Below are 17736 nucleotides of genomic sequence, written 5' to 3'. Positions count from 1 at the left end.
GAGGGGGACGGGGTCCTTCCCGGGGGGGAGGCGGGTCCTTCGTCATGCGCAGGGGTCAGGTCGACTCGGCCGGGCCCCGGCCGGAACCGCCGCGGCGGCGACGGCGGCGCTTGCGGGCCGGCGACCCGCCGTCGGCCTCGCCGTCCCCGGACGAGGCCTCCGCCGGGACGTCCGCGGTGGCCACCTCGGCGCCACCGCCGCCACCACCGCCACCGCGGGTGCGGCGGCGCGGGCGGCTCTTGGGCGCGCCGGCGGGCTTGTCGTGCTCCTCGCGGGCGGGGCCGCGACTGGCGCCGGCACCGCCGCTGGAGCGGTTGCGCCTGCCGGTCTCGCCGAGGTCCTCGACGGTCTCGGCCTCCAGGCCCTCGCGGGTCCGCTGCGAGCGCGGCAGCCGGCCGGTCGCGCCCTCGGGCACGTCCAGGTCGGTGTAGACCCACGGCGAGGTGGAGTAGGTCTCCGGCGGGTCGGTGAAGTCCAGCTCCAGCGCCTTGTTGATCAGCTGCCAGCGGGGGATGTCGTCCCAGTCCACCAGCGTGACGGCCACGCCCTCGCTGCCGGCCCGGCCGGTGCGGCCGATCCGGTGCAGGTAGGTCTTCTCGTCCTCGGGGCACTGGTAGTTCACGACGTGGCTGACCCCGGTGACGTCGATGCCGCGCGCGGCGACGTCGGTGGCCACCAGCACGTCGACCTTGCCGCTGCGGAAGGCCCGCAGCGCCTGCTCGCGGGCGCCCTGGCCGAGGTCGCCGTGCACGGCGGCCGCGGCGAACCCGCGGTCGACCAGCTCGTCGGCGACCTTCTGCGCGGTGCGCTTGGTCCGGCAGAACACCATGACCAGACCGCGGTCGCGGGACTGCAGCACGCGGGACAGCAGCTCGGGCTTGTCCAGGTTGTGCGCCCGGTAGACGAACTGGGTGGTCTGCGGGACCGTCGAGCCCTCGTCGTTGCCGTGCGCCCGGATGTGCGTGGGCTGGGTCATGAACGACCGGGACAGCGTCACGATCGGGCCGGGCATCGTCGCGGAGAACAGCATGGTCTGCCGCTTGTCCGGGACCATCGCCAGGATCCGCTCGATGTCGGGCAGGAAGCCCAGGTCGAGCATCTCGTCGGCCTCGTCGAGGACCAGCACGCGCACCTTGCCCAGGACCAGCTGGCCCTGCTGGGCGAGGTCCAGCAGCCGGCCCGGGGTGCCGACGACGACCTCGACGCCGGCCTGCAGCGCGGCGACCTGCGGCTCGAAGGCCCGGCCGCCGTAGATGGCCTGCACGCGGATGCCGCGCCGGGCGGCCGCGGCGGACAGGTCACGGGCCACCTGCACGCACAGCTCGCGGGTGGGGACGACGACCAGCGCCTGCGGGACGCCGTCGCCGCCCTCGGCCGGCGGGACGACGCGCTGCAGCAGCGGGACGCCGAAGCCCAGCGTCTTGCCGGTGCCGGTGCGCGCCTGGCCGATGAGGTCGTTGCCGGCCAGCGCCAGGGGCAGGGTGAGCTCCTGGATGGCGAAGGTGCGGGTGATCCCGGCGTCGGCCAGCGCCGCGACGACGTCGGGGTGCACGTCGAAGTCGCTGAACAGCGGGGCGTCGGGGGCCACGGGTGCGCCGCCGAGCTCGGGCGCGGCCTGTTCCAGCTGCTCGGGGTCCGGCGCGCCGGTCTCGGCGTGGTCCAGCTCGGGGGTGGTCGGGGGGTTCTCGGTGGAGGTCAGTGCTCTCGCCTCTGGTCTGCTCGGGGACCGGCTCCGGAGCGCGATCGCGCTGCTGTCGCACCGGTCCCGGTCGGGTGTCGCGGGATCAGTTCCAGCGCCGACGGGACCAGCAGGGACCGGGCCGCACCTCGGTGTCGGCCTGGGAGAGCACCCTCGGGGCGTCGTCTCCGGCGGTCGTCAGCGCACAGATGTACCAGCGGGCCCGGGGGCCTGCCGATTCCCACCATAACGCGCGCACCGGTTAGCCTCCCTGCGCCGCACTGTCCAGGCCGCTGCGGCCACCCCTCCGGGGCAGTCACCGCACGTCCCACCGACCCCCGGGAGCTGCCAGTGGACGGTGTCGCCCAGCGAGCCGTCGTCGACCTGCTCGGTGTGCTGTCCTACGCCGAGCTGACCGCCTTCGACCGGCTCGCCGAGGACGCCCGCCTGGCGCCGACGCTCGCCGGCCGGGCCGCCCTGGCGCGGATGGCCGCCGCGGAGATCGACCACCACGGCCGGCTGACCGCCCGCCTCACCGAGCTCGGCGCCGACCCCACCGCGGCGATGACGCCGTTCGTCCCGGCACTCGACGCCTTCCACGACAGCACCCGGCCGCGCACCTGGCTGGAGGGGCTGGTCAAGGCCTACGTCGGCGACGGCCTGGCCTCGGACTTCTACCGCGAGGTCGCCGGCTTCCTGCCCGACCCCGACCGCGGCCTGATCCTCGACGTCCTCGCCGACACCGGGCACGCCGACTTCGCCGTCCGGGAGGTGCGCGCGGCCCTCGCCACGGACCGCACGCTGTCCGGCCGGCTGGCGCTGTGGGGACGGCGGCTGGTGGGCGAGGCGATGCGGCAGGCCCAGGCGGTGGTCGCCGAGCGCGACCAGCTCGCCGAGCTCATCGTCGAGGGCACCGGCGACCTGACCGGCATCGGGCGGCTGGTGGAGCGGATCACCAGCGCGCACACCGAGCGGATGAAGACCCTCGGCCTGAACCCGTGAAGGGCTGTGCACATCGTCGTCCTACCGGACGACACCGCGGCCAGGTGCCGTCCCCCTGGTGTGCTGAGCCCCACCGTCGCTCCGCGCCGGGGGGCCTCCGACCCCCGCGCCGCGGACCGACCCTCGCGTGGCGGCTCACCGGAGTGCCTGTGAGACACCGCGGGGCGCCTCCGCCGCAGCGGAGGCGCCCCGTCGGGACGTGCGGGTGGTGCTAGGCGCCGGCGATGAAGCCCACCCGGCGCTGGTCGGCCTGCGCGATCTCCACGTAGGCGATCCGGTCGACCGGGACGAGCACCCGGCGGCCGCGGTCGTCGACCAGGGTCAGCAGGCCGTCCTTGGTCGCACCGGACATGGCCTTGGCCACCTCGGCAGCGATCTCGTCGGGGGTCTTGGGGCTGTCGATGACCAGCTCCCGGGGGGAGTGTTGGACACCGATCTTGACTTCCACGGGGGATGCCTCCTCAGAGCGTGCGGCTGGTCCCCACGCTAGTGCAGCCGCCGAGCCGCCGACCTGCGGTGCCGGTGCGCCGTCAGCGAACGCGGCCCCGCTGCAGGGTCCCGCCGCGAGCTCGCGAGCGGTGGGGGGCAGGGGGGCCTTCAGCAGCGCGGCGTGCCCTCCCCGCCGCTGTCCCGGCGGGGGAAGCGGGAGATGCCCCGCCAGGCCAGCGACGTCAGCAGCGACACCGCCTCGTCCCGGGACACGGTGCCCTTGCGCGGCAGCCACCAGCGGGCGCTGGTCTCCGACAGGCCGGTCATCCCCGAGGCCAGCAACAGCGCCCGCTCCCGGTCCAGCCCGGTGTCGGCGGCGATGACCTCACCGATCGCCTCGACGCACGCCCGGTGCCCGCGGTCGGCGAGCTCCCGGACGGCGTCGTCGTTGCGCAGGTCGGACTCGAAGACCAGCCGGAACGCCGCGCCCTCGGCGTTGATGAAGTCGAAGTAGGCGCCGACGGCCCCGTTGACCCGGGTGCGGTTGTCGTCGGTGCCCTCCATCGCCTCGCGCACCCGGTCGGTGAGCAGCGTGACCTGCTCCTCCAGCAGCGCCAGGTACAGCTCCCGCTTGCCCGGGAAGTGCTGGTACAGCACCGGCTTGCTGACCCCGGCCCGGTCGGCGATCTCGTCCATCGCCGCGGCGTGGTAGCCCTGGGCGACGAACACCTCCTGCGCGGCCTGCAGCAGCTGGGCCCGGCGGGCGTCCCGCGGCAGGCGGGAGGAGCGGCGGACGGGCGCGGGCGCGGATCGGGGTAGCTGCATGGCGGCGGGGATGTTACCGACCGGCCGTGCGACGCCGTCCGCGTCGGCCTACCGTCGCACCGGTGCCGAAGGGTCCCGACCGCCTCGTCCCCGCGGCCCCGCCCCGCCGCGCCCGGTCGTCGGCCACCCCGCTGCCACCTGCCGGCCCCGTCCTCCCGCCCTGGCCGGGGGAGCAGGTCCCCGTCCGCGGCGGATCGGTGTTCGTCCGCCGCACGCCGTGGACCGGGCCCGTGGACGGCGCCGCTCCCGGGGCGCCGCGGGAGCGCGCGCTGTACGTGCACGGTCTCGGCGGCGCCTCGACCAACTGGACCGACCTCGCCGCGCTGCTCGCCGTCCGGTTCGACGGCTGGGCCCTGGACCTCCCCGGCTTCGGGCGCTCGCGACCGCCGGCGCGCTCGGCCTACTCGGTGGGCGGGCACGTGCGGGCGGTCGTCGACGTCCTGGAGCGGGTCGCCGCCGAGCCCGGGGCGGCCGCCGGGAGGCCGGTGCACCTGCTCGGCAACTCCCTCGGCGGCCTGGCGTCGCTGGCCGTCGCCGCACGCCGGCCGGACCTGGTGGCCACCCTCACGCTGGTCTCCCCGGCCATGCCGGTCCGCCGCGTGCCGCGCGCCCTCAGCCGCACGCTGCTGCTGCTCCTGCTGCCGGGCATCCCGGCGCTGGCCGAGCGTCGGCTGTCCGGCGGGACGCCCGAGCAGCAGGTCCGCGGCATGGTGCAGGCCTGCTTCGGGGACCCGCGCCGGGTGCCGCGGGAGCGGCTGGACCAGGCCCTGGAGGAGGCCCGCGAGCGCGCCGGGCAGCCGTGGGCGACGCGGGCGCTGGTCCGCAGCACCCGCGGGCTGATCACCTCCTACCTGCGCGTCGGCCCGGGCAGCGCCTGGCGGCTGGCCCGGTCGCTGCGGACGCCGACGCTGGTGGTCTGGGGCGACCGCGACCGGCTGGTCGACCCGGCGCTGGCGCCCCGGCTGGCCGCCGCCGTCCCCGACGCGCGCCTGCTGGTCCTGCCCGGGGTGGGGCACGTGGCCATGCTGGAGGCCGCCGAGCCGGTGGCCCGGGCGGTGCTCGCGCTGGCCGAGGACGCCGCCGGGTCGCCCGCGGACGGCGCACCGGCCGCGGACCCCGGACCGACCCACACGCCGTCCCGGCGCGGTCTGCGGCGTGGCCGGGGTGCCGTGAGAACCTGACCGGGTGAGTCCCGCGGACGCCTCCTCCGGCCGCGGGCCGGACGGGCGCACGCGACCGCGCTTCCCCGACACCAGCCCGGTGGTGACCCGGACGGGCACCCCCGAGCAGCCGGGCGGACGCCGTCCCGCGGACCCCGGCCGCGGCCCGGCCGGCCCGCGCACCCGCGTCGTCGTCACCGCCCGCCGGCGACCGCCCGGACGGTCCCGCCGGCTGCTGCAGCGGTGGGGGTGGCGGGCCTACGCGATCCCGCTGCTCGCGCTGGCGACCGTGGCGACGCTCGTGGACCTGGTGGTCTCCGGCACGGGCACCCGCGGCCCGGCCACCGCCTCGCCGCCGTCGGTCGCCGCCGCCGCGCCCACCCCGGAACTCCAGCCGGAGGTCGAGCCGGTGGCCGAGCCGCCGGCCCCGCCCGGGGTGCGGGCCGAGGTGGACGCCGCGCCGTCCGGGGCGCCGGAGGCTGCCGCGGGCGCCCCCGGCTTCGTCCAGCAGGGCGCCGGCACCGTGACCGTCGTCGACGGGACCTCGCCGGTGTACGGCACCGGGCCGCTGCAGCGCTTCGTCGTCGAGGTCGAGGACGGCATCGAGGTGGACGGGACCGCGTTCGCCGCCGCGGTCGAGGAGACCCTCGGTGACCCTCGCTCGTGGGGCAACGGCGGGCGGGCGTCCTTCCAGCGGGTCGGGCGGGCGCAGGCCGAGGCCGGCGACTACGCGTTCCGGGTGACGCTGATCAGCCCCGGCAGCATGGAGCGGTACTGCCCGGGCGTGGGCACCGGCGGCTACACCTCCTGCCGGTACGGCGAGCGCGCCGTCATCAACCTGGCCCGGTGGGCGACCGCCGTCCCGGACTACCAGGGCGACATCCCCACCTACCGGCAGTACGTCGTCAACCACGAGGTCGGCCACGCCCTGGGCAACGGCCACCAGGTCTGCCCGGGCCCCGGGCAGCCCGCACCGGTCATGCAGCAGCAGACCCTCGGGCTGGAGGGCTGCACGAAGAACGCCTGGCCCCACCCGTGACCTGGTGGCGCGGTGCGCCCGGGCCGCTGCGGCTGGACTTCGAGGAGGTCCACCGGCACCGCCCCCGGTCGGTGCTCTCGCCGTTCGTCGCGCACGACGAGACCGACCCGCGGGCTCCGGCGGACGGCGAGGTGCGCCGGCTGGGCACCGGCCCGGTCGCCCCCTTCTGCGCGGTGCTGCTGGACCTGGGGTCCGACGGCGTGGGTCCGGGCCTGGCCGCCGGGCTGTCCGGGAGCACCGGGTCCGTGCTCGGCCGCTGGGACCCGGCGCGCGGGGAGGTGCGGATCGAGGTGACCGGCCCCGCGGGCGTCACGGTGGCCGGGACGGCGCGGGCACCGGGGGAGCGGCCCAGCCAGCTGGCCGTCGTCGTCCAGGCGGACCGGGTGACCGTGCTCGCCGCGACGGCCGGCGGCGAGCTGCGGCCGCTGCTCACCGCGCGGGCCCCGGTCGCGGCCGCGCTCGACCTCCGCGAGCCCGCCGTCCTGGCCGGCCTGCGGTACGCCTGGGGCGGCCGGGTGCGCCGGGTCCGCGCCGGGGTCTGCGGCCCCGCGGGGGTGCGCGACCCCCAGGTGGTGCGCCGGCCCGACGGCAGCCCGCTGGTCGAGGACGGGCGGCTGCACCTCACGATGACCAGCGCCGGGCTCGGCTTCTTCCAGCAGGCGCACTGGAGCGTGTGGGCGCTGGACCTCGCGGACCCCTCCCGCCTCGAGCAGGTCGGCGCGGTCTTCTCCGCGCGCGACGGCCTGCTGCTCGGTGACCACGCCGGGCAGCTGCTGGTCGACCGGTCGACGGGCAGGACGACGGTGCTCGTCTCCTCGTGGGGCGACCACGACCCGGCTCGCGGCGTGCACGTGCGGCACACGACCACGACGGCGGACCTGCTCCGCGGCGTGCACGTGCTGCCCACCGAGCGGCTGGACCTGCCCACCACCGCGAGCGCCTGGGACCCGTCCCTGGCGCGGGTCGGGCGGCGCTGGTACCTGGCGTTCACCGAGTGCGTCGCCTTCAGCCCCCGCTACACCTTCCACCCGGCGCTCGCCGTCACCACCGGGCCGGACTGGACGCGGGGTCTGCGGCTGGTCGCCGCGGACACCGTGCTGGAGCAGACCGAGGGCAGCCTGCTGCAGCCGGTCGAGGGACGGTGGTACGTGTTCGCCAGCGACGGCGACGCGCGGCGCCACCCCGTCTACGACCTGCGGCTGCGCCGGCTCGGGCACCTGTCGGCGCCCTACGGGACCAACATCCCGCACCCCGTCGTGGTCCGGGCCGGGACCGGACGGCGGGCCCCGTGGTGGCTGCTGACCTTCGACGGGACGGCGTGGCACGAGGACGTGCTCGGCTACGGCACGCACGGCGACTTCGTGGTGATGGCCGCCCGGTCCCGCTGAGGGAGTCGAGCGCGTCGCCGGCGCCGCGTCCCGGGGGTGGGTCAGAGCGGCGCGGTGAGCTCGATGGCGTTGCCGTCGGGGTCGAAGGCGGCCAGGAAGGCCATGCCCATGGCGGGCACCTCGCGCACCGGGCCGTGCTCGACGCCGTGCTCGTCGTAGCGGGTGACGGCGGCGTCGAGGTCGGCGCGGTCGCCCACGGAGAAGCTCAGGTGGTCCAGGCCGACCCGCCGGGGGTCGAAGCGGTCACCGGCGCGGGCGGCGTCGACCGGCCGCAGCCCCACCATCACGCCGTTGATCGTCAGCACCACGCCGCCCTGCAGGGTGTCCGCGACCAGCCCGTCCGGGTCGTCGTCCGGCGGGCCTCCAGCGCGACGTCGAAGCCCAGGACCCCGGTGTAGAAGGCGCGGGAGCGCGCCACGTCGGTCACGGTCAGCCGGACGTGGTGCGGGGGCCCGATCTGCGGCGCGGTCGTCATGGCGCGCGACGGTAGGGGCCCGCCCGGCGGCCCGCAGCGCGAGGAGGTGCGCGCCGGCGGGTGGGAAGAGTCCGGCGTGGCCCGGTGTTCAGCCCACGAACGACGGCCCACGCGGCCGCTGTCGAGCACCGAGGAGCGCACCCGTGTCCCTGCCACCCCTGGTGGAGCCCGCCGCCGACCTGTCCATCGAGGAGGTCCGCCGCTACAGCCGGCACCTGATCATCCCCGACGTCGGGATGGAGGGTCAGAAGCGGCTGAAGAACGCCAAGGTGCTCGCCGTCGGCGCCGGCGGCCTCGGCTCGCCGGTGCTGATGTACCTGGCCGCGGCCGGCGTGGGCACCCTCGGCATCGTCGAGTTCGACACCGTCGACGAGTCCAACCTGCAGCGCCAGATCATCCACGGCGCCTCCGACGTCGGCCGGTCCAAGGCGCAGAGTGCGCGGGACTCCATCAAGGAGATCAACCCGCTGATCGACGTCCGGCTGCACGAGACCAGGCTGGACAGCGACAACGTCATGGAGGTGTTCGCCGACTACGACCTGATCGTCGACGGCACCGACAACTTCGCCACCCGCTACCTGGTCAACGACGCCTGCGTGCTGCTGGGCAAGCCCTACGTGTGGGGCTCGATCTACCGCTTCGACGGCCAGGTGTCGGTCTTCTGGGACGAGCACGGGCCCAACTACCGCGACCTCTACCCGGTGCCGCCGCCGCCCGGCATGGTCCCCTCGTGCGCCGAGGGCGGCGTGCTCGGCGTGCTGTGCGCCACCGTCGGCGCCATCCAGGCCACCGAGGCGGTCAAGCTGATCACCGGCATCGGCGAGACGCTGCTCGGCCGGCTGATGGTCTACGACGCCCTGGAGATGACCTTCCGCACCATCCGGGTGCGCAAGGACCCGGAGGCCGAGCCGATCACCGGGCTCATCGACTACGAGACCTTCTGCGGGGTCGTGTCCACCGAGGCCCAGGAGGCCGCCGCCGGCGCGACGATCACCGTCGACGAGCTCAAGGACATGATGGACGCCGGCAAGGACTTCGAGCTCATCGACGTCCGGGAGCCCAACGAGTACGAGATCGTCTCCATCCCCGGCGCGAGGCTGCTGCCCAAGGACGAGATCCTCTCCGGCCGGGCACTGGCGCAGCTGCCGCAGGACAAGCCGATCGTGCTGCACTGCAAGACCGGCGTCCGCTCCGCGGAGGCACTGGCCGCGGTCAAGAACGCCGGCTTCCGGGACGCCGTGCACGTACAGGGTGGCGTGACCGCCTGGGCCACCCGCATCGACAAGACCCTCCCGACGTACTGAGGGCCGCGAGGGCCCGGTCCGCTCCCGAACGGGACGGACCGGGCCCTCGCGCTGTGTACTGGGTGCCATGGCCGACGTCGCCCCCTCCGAGCTGCTCGAGCTGTTCCAGCGCGCCCAGGCCGCCTTCACCGACCGGGTGGACGCCGTCGAACCGGGCCAGTGGGAGCTCCCGGCGCTGCCCGGCTGGACCGTCGCCGACCTCGTCGCCCACCTCGTCGGCGAGGCGCACTGGGCGCCGGGCCTGCTGGCCGGTGACCCGCTGGACGTCGTCGCCGCGCAGGTGCCCGAGGGCACCGACGCGCTGCTGGCCCCCGACCCGCTGACCTCCTGGGAGGGCGCGGCCGACGAGGCGCTGGCCGCCGTGGCCGCCGCCGACCTCGCCTCCGGGACGGTGCACCTGTCCCGCGGCCCGACGCCGGCGGCTGAGTACGTCGAGGAGATGACCGCCGACCTCACGGTGCACTCCTGGGACCTCGCCCGCGCCACCGGCGGCGACGAGGTGCTCGACCCGGCGCTGGTCCGCGCCGCCGGGGGCCTGGCCGCGCGGCTGCCCGACGGGGGCGTCCCCGGCCTGTTCGGGCCGCCGGTCCCGGTGCCCGACGGCGCCTCGCCGCAGGACCGGCTGCTCGCCCGCTTCGGCCGCCGCCCCTGAGGTGACCGACCCCGCCGACGTCGACGAGGCGGTGTTCGACGCGGTCGAGCGCATCCCGGCCGGCCGGGTGAGCACCTACGGCGCGATCGGCCGGCTGGTGGGCGTCGGCCCGCGGCGGGTGGCCCGCGCCCTGTCGCAGGGCGGGGCGGCGGTGCCCTGGTACCGGGTGGTGCGCGCCGACGGCAGCTGCGCGGAGCCGGTGCGGGTCGAGCAGCTGGGCCGGCTGGCGGCCGAGGGCGTGCCGGTGCGCGGCGGGCGGGTCGACCTCGCCGCCGTCGGCTGGCCGTGACCGGCCCCGCCGTCCCGGCGGTGTCGGTACCCCGTGGTGTCATCGGGACGTGGCAGCGCGGGGGGAGGAGACGCCGGTCCACCGGCTCGTGCAGCCGGTGGTCGCGCCGGTGCGGCGGCCCACGCTGGACCCGACCCAGCAGGCCGTGGTCGACCACCCCGGCGGGCCGCTGCTGGTCCTCGCCGGGCCGGGCACGGGCAAGACCACGACGATCGTGGAGGCGGTCGCCGCGCGCATCGACCGCGGCGTGGACCCCGAGCAGGTCCTCGTCCTGACCTTCAGCCGCCGGGCCGCCGCCGAGCTGCGCGACCGGGTCACCGCCCGGGTGGCGCGCACCATCCGCGAGCCGCTGGCGCGCACCTTCCACTCCTACGCCTACGGGGTGCTGCGCCGGGCGGCGCTGCTGCGCGGCGAGGCGCCGCCGCGGCTGCTCACCGCCGCCGAGCAGGACGCCGTGGTCGCCGAGCTGCTGCGCGGCGACCTGGCCGGGGAGGGCGGGGTGCGCTGGCCGCAGTCGCTGCTGCCGGCGCTGTCCACCGCCGGGTTCCGCGGCGAGCTGCGCGAGCTGCTGCTGCGGGCCACCGAGCGCGGCGTCGACCCCGGCACGCTGGCCCGGTGGGGCCGGGAGACCGGCACCGAGGCGTGGCTGCACGCGTCGGCCTTCCAGGAGCAGTACGAGGCGGTGACCGCCTTCGCCACCGCCGGCGGCGGCGACGCGTCGGGCTACGACCCCGCCGAGCTGGTCCGCGCCGCGATCGCCGAGCTGCAGGACGACCCGGCGCTGCTGCGCGCCGAGCGCGAGCGGGCCCGCTGGCTGTTCGTCGACGAGTACCAGGACACCGACCCCGCGCAGGTCGAGCTGCTGCAACTGCTCGCCGGCGGCGGTGGCGACCTGGTCGTCGTCGGTGACCCCGACCAGGCCATCTACGCCTTCCGCGGCGCGGAACCGCGCGGCATCGTCGAGTTCCCCGACGCGTTCCGCACCGCGCAGGGCCGCCCCGCGCCGCGGCTGTCGCTGGGGGTGTGCCGCCGTTCGGGCCCGGCGCTGCTCGCCGTCAGCCGCCGCGTCGCCGAGGCGCTGCCCGGGCCGTGGGAGCACCGCCGGCTGGCCGCCGTCGAGGGCGCCGAGGCGGGCGCGGCGGAGGTGCACGTCTTCGGGTCGGCCGCCGTGGAGGCCGCCCACGTCGCCGACACCCTGCGCCGGGCGCACCTGCTCGACGGCGTCCCCTGGTCGGGGATGGCCGTCGTGGTGCGCACCGCACTGGCCATCGGGCCGCTGCGCCGGGCGCTCACCTCGGCCGGGGTGCCGGTGGAGGTCAGCGCCGACGACCTCCCCCTGGCCGCCCAGCCCGCCGTCGCGCCGTTGCTCGCCGCGCTCACCGCGCTGCTCCCGCGGCCGGGTGCCGAGCCCGGCACGCTCACCCTCGACGAGCCGGGCGCCGAGGCGCTGCTGGGTTCCCCGCTGGGCGGGGCCACCGTGCTCGACCTGCGCCGGCTGCGCCGGGCGGTGCGCGTCGCGCAGGCCCGGCGCGGCGTCGACGCCGACGAGCGGGGCGCGCCGCTGGCCACCGCGCTGGAGGACGAGGCGCTGCTCGAGGAGCTGCCGGAGGCCGTCGCCCGCTCCGCGCGGAAGGTGGCCGGGGTGCTGGCCGCCGGGCGGGTGGCGCTGGCCCGCGACGGCTCGGCCGAGGACGTGCTGTGGGCGATGTGGCAGCGCAGCGGCCTGGCCGGCCGGTGGGCCCGGGCCAGCGCCGCGGGCGGTGCGGCCGGCGCGGTCGCCGACCGCGACCTCGACGCCGTCGTCGCGCTGTTCGACGCCGCGGCCGGCTTCGTCGACCGGCTGCCCTCGGCCACCGTCGGCGCCTTCGTCGAGCACCTCTCGGTCCAGGAGCTGCCCGGTGTCACCGGCGCCGGCCGGCAGTCGACGGCCGACGCCGTCCGGCTGCTCACCGCGCACGCGGCCAAGGGCCTGGAGTGGGACGTCGTCTGCGTGGCCGGCGTCCAGGAGGGGGTCTGGCCCGACCTGCGCGACCGCGGCACCCTGCTGGGCACCGAGCTGCTCGTCGAGCGGGTCGCCGGCATCGACGGCGCGGTGGTCGACCGGCGCACGCAGGTGCTGGCCGAGGAGCGGCGGCTGTTCTACGTCGCCTGCACCCGGGCCCGCAGCCGGCTGGTGGTCACCGCCGTGCAGGGCGCCCTCGACGGCCCGGACGCCGGCGCCACCGCCTCGCGGTTCCTGGACCTGGTCGTGGCCCCACCCGACGACGGCCGCCCGCTCACCCCGCTGCCGCGCTCCCTGACCCTGCCCGCGCTGGTCGCCGACCTGCGGCGGGCGGTCAGCGACCCGCAGACCGAGCCGCGCCGCCGCTCGGCCGCCGCCGCCGTGCTGCGCCGGCTGGCCGACGAGGGCGTGCCCGGCGCCTCCCCGGCCGACTGGTGGGGGCTGGCCCCGCTGTCCGACGACGCACCGCTGGTGCCCGACGGCGAGCCGGTGCGGGTGCGCCCGTCGGCGATCGAGACCTTCCAGCGCTGCCCGCTGCGCTGGGTGCTCGGCGCGGTCGGCGCCGAGGCCTCCCCGGACGCCACCCGCACGGTCGGCTCGGCGGTGCACGCCGTCGCCCAGCAGGTCGCCGACGGGCTGCCCGCCGCCGACGCGCCGGCGGCGCTGGCCGTGGAGCTGGACTCGCTCGACCTGGGCCCCGGCTGGGCCGACCAGCGGCAGCGCGCCGCCGCCCGCGACATGCTCGACCGGTTCCTGCGCTGGCACGCCGGCAACGGCCGGGAACTCCTCGCCGCCGAGGCCGACTTCGACGTCACCGTGGGCCGGGCGCGCATCCGCGGCCAGGTCGACCGGCTCGAACGCGACGGCGAGGGCCGGCTGGTCGTCGTCGACCTCAAGACCGGGCGCACGCAGGCCCAGGGCATCGACACCCACGGGCAGCTCGCCGCCTACCAGGTGGCCGTCGCCGCCGGCGCCTTCGCCGAGCACGGCGACACGCCGGGCGGGGCGTCCCTGCTGCAGGTCGGCACCGGGGCCAGGGCCAAGGAGCAGGCGCAGGACCCGCTGCCCGCCGACGTCCCCGTCGACGGGACCTGGGCCGGCGAGCTGGTCGCGCAGGTGGGCGACGGCATGGGTGCCGGCACGTTCGAGGTGCGCACCGGCAGCCACTGCTCGCGGTGCCCGGCCCGGCGCACCTGCCCGATGCACGAGCGCGGCCGGCAGGTGACCTCGTGAACCGGCGGGGGGCACCGTGAGCCGGCGGGGGGCAGCATGAGCCGCCGGACGCCCGCGCCGGTCGAGCAGCAGCTCGCCCTCGACGACGCCCTCTTCGGGGCGGCACCCCCGCCGGTGCAGCCGCGGCGGCTGCTCACCCCGGCCGAGGTCGCCGAGCGCTGCGGGCTGGCGTACGCACCGTCGGCGGAGCAGGCGCGGGTGGTGTCGGCGCCGGCCGACCGGCCGCTGGTGGTCGTGGCCGGGGCCGGGTCGGGCAAGACCGAGACGATGGCCGCCCGCGTGTGCTGGCTGGTGGCCAACGGGCTGGTGGCGCCGGACGCCGTCCTCGGGCTGACCTTCACCCGCAAGGCGGCCAGCGAGCTCGGCGAGCGGATCCGGATCCGGCTGGGCGCGCTGTCCCGGCACCCGCAGACCGACCCGGCGCTCCGCGAGCGGCTGGCCGTCGCCCTGCCGACGGTGTCGACCTACCACGGCTACGCCGCGTCGCTGGTCGGCGAGCACGGGCTGCGCATCGGCGTCGAACCCGGTGCCGGCGTGCTCGGCCCGGCGATGTGCTGGGGGCAGGCGGCCGCGGTGGTCTCCCGCTGGACCGGCGACATGGACGACGTCCCGCTCACCCCGCTGACCACCGTCGAGGACGTGCTGGCGCTGGCCGGGGAGTTGGGCGAGCACGACGTGTCGGCCGACCGGCTGCGGGCGTGGACCGCGCAGCTGCAGCAGCGGATCGCCGGCTACCCCGACGCCCGGGGCAAGCGCGGGCCGTACGCGCCGGTGCTGGAGGTGCTCGCCCGCCAGCGGGCCCGCGTGGCGCTGCTGCCGCTGGTGGAGGCCTTCCAGGCGCGCAAGCGGGCCGCCGGTGCCATCGACCACTCCGACCAGGTGGCCCTGGCCGCGCGGGTCGCCGTGAGCGCTCCGGAGGTCGGCCGCCGGGAGCGCGCCCGCTGGCCGGTCGTGCTGCTCGACGAGTACCAGGACACCAGCGTCGGCCAGCTGCGGATGCTCGAGGCGCTGTTCGGGGGCGCCAGCGGCCACCCGGTCCTCGCCGTCGGCGACCCGCGGCAGTCCATCTACGGCTGGCGCGGTGCCTCCGCCGGCACCATCGAGCGCTTCGCCCGCACCTTCCCCGGCGTCCGCGGCCGGGCTGCGCAGCGGCTCACCCTGGCCACCAGCTGGCGCAACGACGGCGCGGTGCTCGACGTCGCCAACGCCGTCGCCGGGCTGCTGCCCGCACCCGACGTGCCGCTGCCCGACCTGGCGCCGGCACCCGCGGCCGGTCGTGGGCTGGTCAGCGCCGGGCTGTACGCGACCGTGGCCGAGGAGACCGAGGCGCTGGCCGACCGGCTGGCCGCCTGCTGGCGCGGCGCGGACCCGGCGGTGCCGCGGCGCGCCGACGGCCGCCCGCCCACCACCGCGGTGCTGGTGCGCACCCGCCGGCAGCTGCCCGGGATCGCCGCCGCGCTGCGCGCCCGCGGGCTGCCGGTCACCGTCGTCGGCCTGGGCGGGCTGCTGGAGGTGCCCGAGGTCTCCGACGTCGTCGCCACGCTCACCGTGCTGGTCGACCCGACCGCCGGCGACGCGCTGGGCCGGCTGCTCACCGGCGCCCGCTGGCGGATCGGCCCGCGCGACCTGGCCGCGCTGGAGGCCCGCGCCCGCGCGCTCGTGCACTCCCGCCGGCCGGCCCGCGCGGGTGACGGCGAGGGAGCCGACGACCCGCCCCGGCCGACCGAGCGCGGCAGCATCGTCGAGGCCCTCGACGACCTCGGTGACCCGTCGGCCTACTCGCCCGCCGCACACCGGCGGCTGCGCCGGCTGGGCGCCGAACTGGCGCACCTGCGCGGCCGGCTGGGCGAGTCGTTGCCCGACCTGGTCGACGCCGTCGCCCGCACCCTGGGCCTGGAGACGGAGCTGGCCAGCGCGCCCGGCGTGAGCCCCGGCGCCGCGCGGGCGCACCTCGACGCGCTGCACGCCGTGGCCGCGGAGTTCACCGAGCTGGCCGAGCTGCCCTCGCTGCCGGCCTTCCTCGGCTACCTCAAGGACGCCGAGGAGCGCGAGCGCGGCCTGGAGCCCGGCGAGGTCGCCGTCGACCCGGAGTCCGTCCAGCTGCTCACCGGTCACTCCGCCAAGGGCCTGGAGTGGGACGTGGTCGCGGTGCCGGGCATGACCGCCGACCAGTTCCCGGCCCGCACCGGCACCGCCGACTCCTGGATCAAGGACCCGGGCGCCGTCCCGGTCGACCTGCGCACCACCGACCGCGCGGAGCTGCCGCAGCTGCGCCTGCCGGTGCCCGGCTCCGGGGACCAGGCCGCGGTGCGCGCCGCGCTCGAGGACTACGTCGAGGAGTGGAAGGCCTTCGGCCAGGCCGAGGAGATCCGGCTGGGGTACGTGGCGGTCACCCGCGCCCGGCACCTGCTGGTCTGCTCGGGCAGCTGGTGGCGCGAGGGCGTCAGGCCCAACGGCCCCTCGGTGCTGCTCGACACCGTCCGCCGGGCCTGCACGTCCGGCGCCGGCGTCGTCGTCTCCTGGGCCGAGCGGCCCGAGGACGGCGCCCCCAACCCCGCGCTGGAGGAGTGGCCGGTCGGCGTCTGGCCGGCCGACCCGCTGTCCGCGCCGCGCCGCCGCGCGCTCACCGCCGCCGCCGAGCTGGTGGCCGGCGCCGCGCCGCACCCGCTCGACACCGGGACCGCGCTGGGCACCGGCGACCCGGAGGTGGCGCAGTGGGTGCGCGACGCGGACCTGCTGCTGCGCGAGCGGCGGCGCTCCGCCCGCCCGACGGTCGACGTGCCGCTGCCGTCGCACCTGTCGGTGTCCGAGCTGGTCACCCTGCGCCGCGACCCCGCGGAACTGGCCCGGCGGCTGCGCCGGCCGATGCCCGCCGCGCCCGCGCCGCTGGCCCGCCGCGGCACCGCCTTCCACGCCTGGCTGGAGGAGCGGTTCGGCGCGTCCCGGCTGCTCGACCTCGACGAGCTGCCCGGCTCCGGCGACGCGTCGGCCGCCCCCGACGGCGCGCTGGCCGCGCTGCAGGAGGCCTTCCTCGCCGGCCCCTGGGCCGACCGGCAGCCGGTCGAGGTGGAGGTCCCCTTCGAGACGCCGCTGGGCCCGCTGACCCTGCGCGGGCGCATCGACGCGGTGTTCGGCGACGGGGACGGCGGGTTCGAGGTCGTCGACTGGAAGACCGGCCCACCCCCGTCGGGTGCCGAGCTCGCCGCCGCCGCGGTGCAGTTGGCCGCCTACCGGCTGGGCTGGTCGCGGCTGGCCGGCGTGCCGGTGCAGCGGGTCAGCGCCGGGTTCCACCACGTCGCCGCCGGCGTCACCGTGCGCCCCGTCGACCTGCTCGACGAGGCCGGCCTGCTCGCACTGGTCGGGCAGGCGGCCGACGACGACCTGCCGCCCGAGCCGGACGACGAGGAGCTGCTCCGCTAGGTCGAGGCGACCCGGTCCAGGACCGCCACGGCGAGTGCGTCCGGCGCCTCCTCGGGCACCCAGTGCGAGACCCCGGCCAGCTCGACGAACCGGTAGTCGCCGGCCACGTACTCCGCGCACCCCTCGGCCGCGATCCGCCCGATGGCCACGTCGCCGTCGCTCCAGACGTAGGTGGTCGGCACGGTCACGTCCTCGACCGGGGTGCCCGAGCTCATCGCCCGGTACCAGTTGAGCGCCGCGGTCAGCGCGCCCGGGGCCGACAGCAGCGCCACGTACTCGTCCACGGCCTCGGCCGGGACGGCGTCGGCGAACATCCGCCGCAGCCGCCGGGCGTCGTCGGCCAGCAGCACCTCCTCGGCCTTCCCGGCCTGCCAGAACAGCCGGATGTAGGCCGAGCGCTCCTGCTGCTCGGGGTCCGAGCGCCAGGCGGTGGTGAACGCCGTCGGGTGCGGGACGGAGACGGCGGTCAGCGAGCGCACCCGGTCCTCGTGCCAGGCGGCCAGCGCCCAGGCCACGTTGGCGCCCCAGTCGTGGCCGACGACGTCGGCGACCGGCGCGTCCAGGGCCGTCATGAGGTCCGCGGTGACCTGCGCCAGGTTGGCCAGCGCGTAGGCGTCGACGTCCAGCGGCCGGGCGCCGGGGGAGTAACCCAGCTGGTCGACGGCGTAGGTGCGCAGCCCCGCCTCGGCCAGCCGCGGGGTCACCGCCGCCCAGCACGCCGACGACTGCGGGAAGCCGTGCAGCAGCACCACCGGCCGGCCGTCCTCCGGCCCGTCGGCGCGCACGTCGAAGGTGAGGTCGCCGACGTCGACCCGCAGCAGCTCTCCGGACACGCCCGCG

Annotated in this window: 15 protein-coding genes; 9 read left to right on the top strand and 6 right to left on the bottom strand. The window is 77.4% G+C overall.

Features of this window, described 5'->3' with window-relative positions; genetic code table 11:
- Nucleotides 1–55 precede the first annotated feature (55 nt).
- Nucleotides 56–1588: a DEAD/DEAH box helicase gene (locus RTG05_RS17215; RefSeq protein WP_208104630.1), complete on the bottom strand. Its 1533-nt coding sequence runs from the start codon at nt 1586–1588 to the stop codon at nt 56–58.
- 441 nt (nt 1589–2029) lie between these two features.
- Here RTG05_RS17215 and RTG05_RS17210 point away from each other — a divergent pair, with 441 nt between their 5' ends.
- Nucleotides 2030–2680 carry a ferritin-like fold-containing protein gene (locus RTG05_RS17210; RefSeq protein WP_166526133.1) on the top strand — a complete coding sequence of 217 codons (651 nt, stop codon included), beginning with the start codon at nt 2030–2032 and terminating at the stop codon, nt 2678–2680.
- A gap of 211 nt (nt 2681–2891) precedes the next feature.
- Here the strand turns inward: RTG05_RS17210 and RTG05_RS17205 are convergent, their stop codons facing one another.
- Together RTG05_RS17205 and RTG05_RS17200 are read right to left on the bottom strand one after the other, a co-directional pair.
- On the bottom strand, nt 2892–3128 hold the full coding sequence (locus RTG05_RS17205; RefSeq protein ID WP_012950239.1) for a DUF3107 domain-containing protein: 237 nt from the start codon (nt 3126–3128) through the stop codon (nt 2892–2894).
- Nucleotides 3129–3277: 149 nt separating this feature from the next.
- The gene (locus RTG05_RS17200; protein ID WP_166526132.1) at nt 3278–3934 is read right to left on the bottom strand and encodes a TetR/AcrR family transcriptional regulator; all 657 of its coding nucleotides are present in this window, start codon (nt 3932–3934) and stop codon (nt 3278–3280) included.
- Between the two features lie 62 nt (nt 3935–3996).
- Between RTG05_RS17200 and RTG05_RS17195 the strand changes: the two genes are divergently transcribed.
- The 3 genes from RTG05_RS17195 to RTG05_RS17185 are packed head-to-tail and all read left to right on the top strand — an operon-like array spanning nt 3997 to nt 7521.
- Nucleotides 3997–5115: an alpha/beta fold hydrolase gene (locus RTG05_RS17195; RefSeq protein ID WP_166526131.1), complete on the top strand. Its 1119-nt coding sequence runs from the start codon at nt 3997–3999 to the stop codon at nt 5113–5115.
- Nucleotides 5116–5119: 4 nt separating this feature from the next.
- Nucleotides 5120–6133 carry a DUF3152 domain-containing protein gene (locus tag RTG05_RS17190; protein ID WP_315911987.1) on the top strand — a complete coding sequence of 338 codons (1014 nt, stop codon included), beginning with the start codon at nt 5120–5122 and terminating at the stop codon, nt 6131–6133.
- On the top strand, nt 6130–7521 hold the full coding sequence (locus RTG05_RS17185; protein WP_166526130.1) for a hypothetical protein: 1392 nt from the start codon (nt 6130–6132) through the stop codon (nt 7519–7521). The genes RTG05_RS17190 and RTG05_RS17185 overlap by 4 nt, the downstream gene beginning before the upstream one ends.
- 41 nt (nt 7522–7562) lie before the next feature.
- Here RTG05_RS17185 and RTG05_RS17180 read toward each other — a convergent pair whose 3' ends face one another.
- Nucleotides 7563–7829, bottom strand: a complete 267-nt coding sequence (locus RTG05_RS17180; RefSeq protein ID WP_208104629.1) for a VOC family protein — start codon at nt 7827–7829, stop codon at nt 7563–7565.
- Complete coding sequence (locus RTG05_RS17175; RefSeq protein WP_208104628.1) at nt 7820–7996, bottom strand: VOC family protein; 177 nt, start codon at nt 7994–7996, stop codon at nt 7820–7822. The genes RTG05_RS17180 and RTG05_RS17175 overlap by 10 nt, the downstream gene beginning before the upstream one ends.
- A 143-nt stretch (nt 7997–8139) precedes the next feature.
- Here RTG05_RS17175 and moeZ point away from each other — a divergent pair, with 143 nt between their 5' ends.
- The 5 genes from moeZ to RTG05_RS17150 all read left to right on the top strand — a co-directional run bounded on the left by moeZ (nt 8140) and on the right by RTG05_RS17150 (nt 16896).
- Nucleotides 8140–9300: an adenylyltransferase/sulfurtransferase MoeZ gene (gene moeZ / locus RTG05_RS17170; protein WP_166526129.1), complete on the top strand. Its 1161-nt coding sequence runs from the start codon at nt 8140–8142 to the stop codon at nt 9298–9300.
- Between the two features lie 67 nt (nt 9301–9367).
- Nucleotides 9368–9952, top strand: coding sequence for a TIGR03086 family metal-binding protein (locus tag RTG05_RS17165; protein WP_166526128.1), 585 nt, complete (start codon nt 9368–9370; stop codon nt 9950–9952).
- A 1-nt stretch (nt 9953) separates the two neighbouring features.
- Complete coding sequence (locus RTG05_RS17160; RefSeq protein WP_166526127.1) at nt 9954–10241, top strand: MGMT family protein; 288 nt, start codon at nt 9954–9956, stop codon at nt 10239–10241.
- A gap of 49 nt (nt 10242–10290) precedes the next feature.
- The gene (locus tag RTG05_RS17155; protein WP_208104627.1) at nt 10291–13476 is read left to right on the top strand and encodes an ATP-dependent helicase; all 3186 of its coding nucleotides are present in this window, start codon (nt 10291–10293) and stop codon (nt 13474–13476) included.
- Between the two features lie 36 nt (nt 13477–13512).
- Entirely contained in the window at nt 13513–16896 is a 3384-nt protein-coding gene (locus RTG05_RS17150) for an ATP-dependent helicase (RefSeq protein WP_166526126.1), read from the top strand.
- On the opposite strand, the gene RTG05_RS17145 is transcribed toward RTG05_RS17150, so the two are convergent.
- Nucleotides 16893–17729 (bottom strand): alpha/beta fold hydrolase, encoded by an 837-nt coding sequence (locus RTG05_RS17145; RefSeq protein ID WP_208104626.1) that lies wholly within the window; start codon nt 17727–17729, stop codon nt 16893–16895. The genes RTG05_RS17150 and RTG05_RS17145 overlap by 4 nt on opposite strands.
- Nucleotides 17730–17736: the final 7 nt, after the last annotated feature.

The organism is Geodermatophilus sp. DSM 44513, from assembly GCF_032460525.1.
Taxonomy (GTDB): domain Bacteria; phylum Actinomycetota; class Actinomycetes; order Mycobacteriales; family Geodermatophilaceae; genus Geodermatophilus.
The sequence above is the reverse complement of the archived record's forward strand: the minus strand, read 5'-3'. Positions and strand labels throughout refer to the sequence as shown.

Bases quoted from the DNA above. Each gene is read 5' to 3' on its own strand.
- RTG05_RS17200 (WP_166526132.1), bottom strand. From the start codon at position 3,934: ATGCAGCTACCCCGATCCGCGCCCGCGCCCGTCCGCCGCTCCTCCCGC.
- RTG05_RS17175 (WP_208104628.1), bottom strand. From the start codon at position 7,996: ATGACGACCGCGCCGCAGATCGGGCCCCCGCACCACGTCCGGCTGACC.
- RTG05_RS17165 (WP_166526128.1), top strand. From the start codon at position 9,368: ATGGCCGACGTCGCCCCCTCCGAGCTGCTCGAGCTGTTCCAGCGCGCC.
- RTG05_RS17150 (WP_166526126.1), top strand. From the start codon at position 13,513: ATGAGCCGCCGGACGCCCGCGCCGGTCGAGCAGCAGCTCGCCCTCGAC.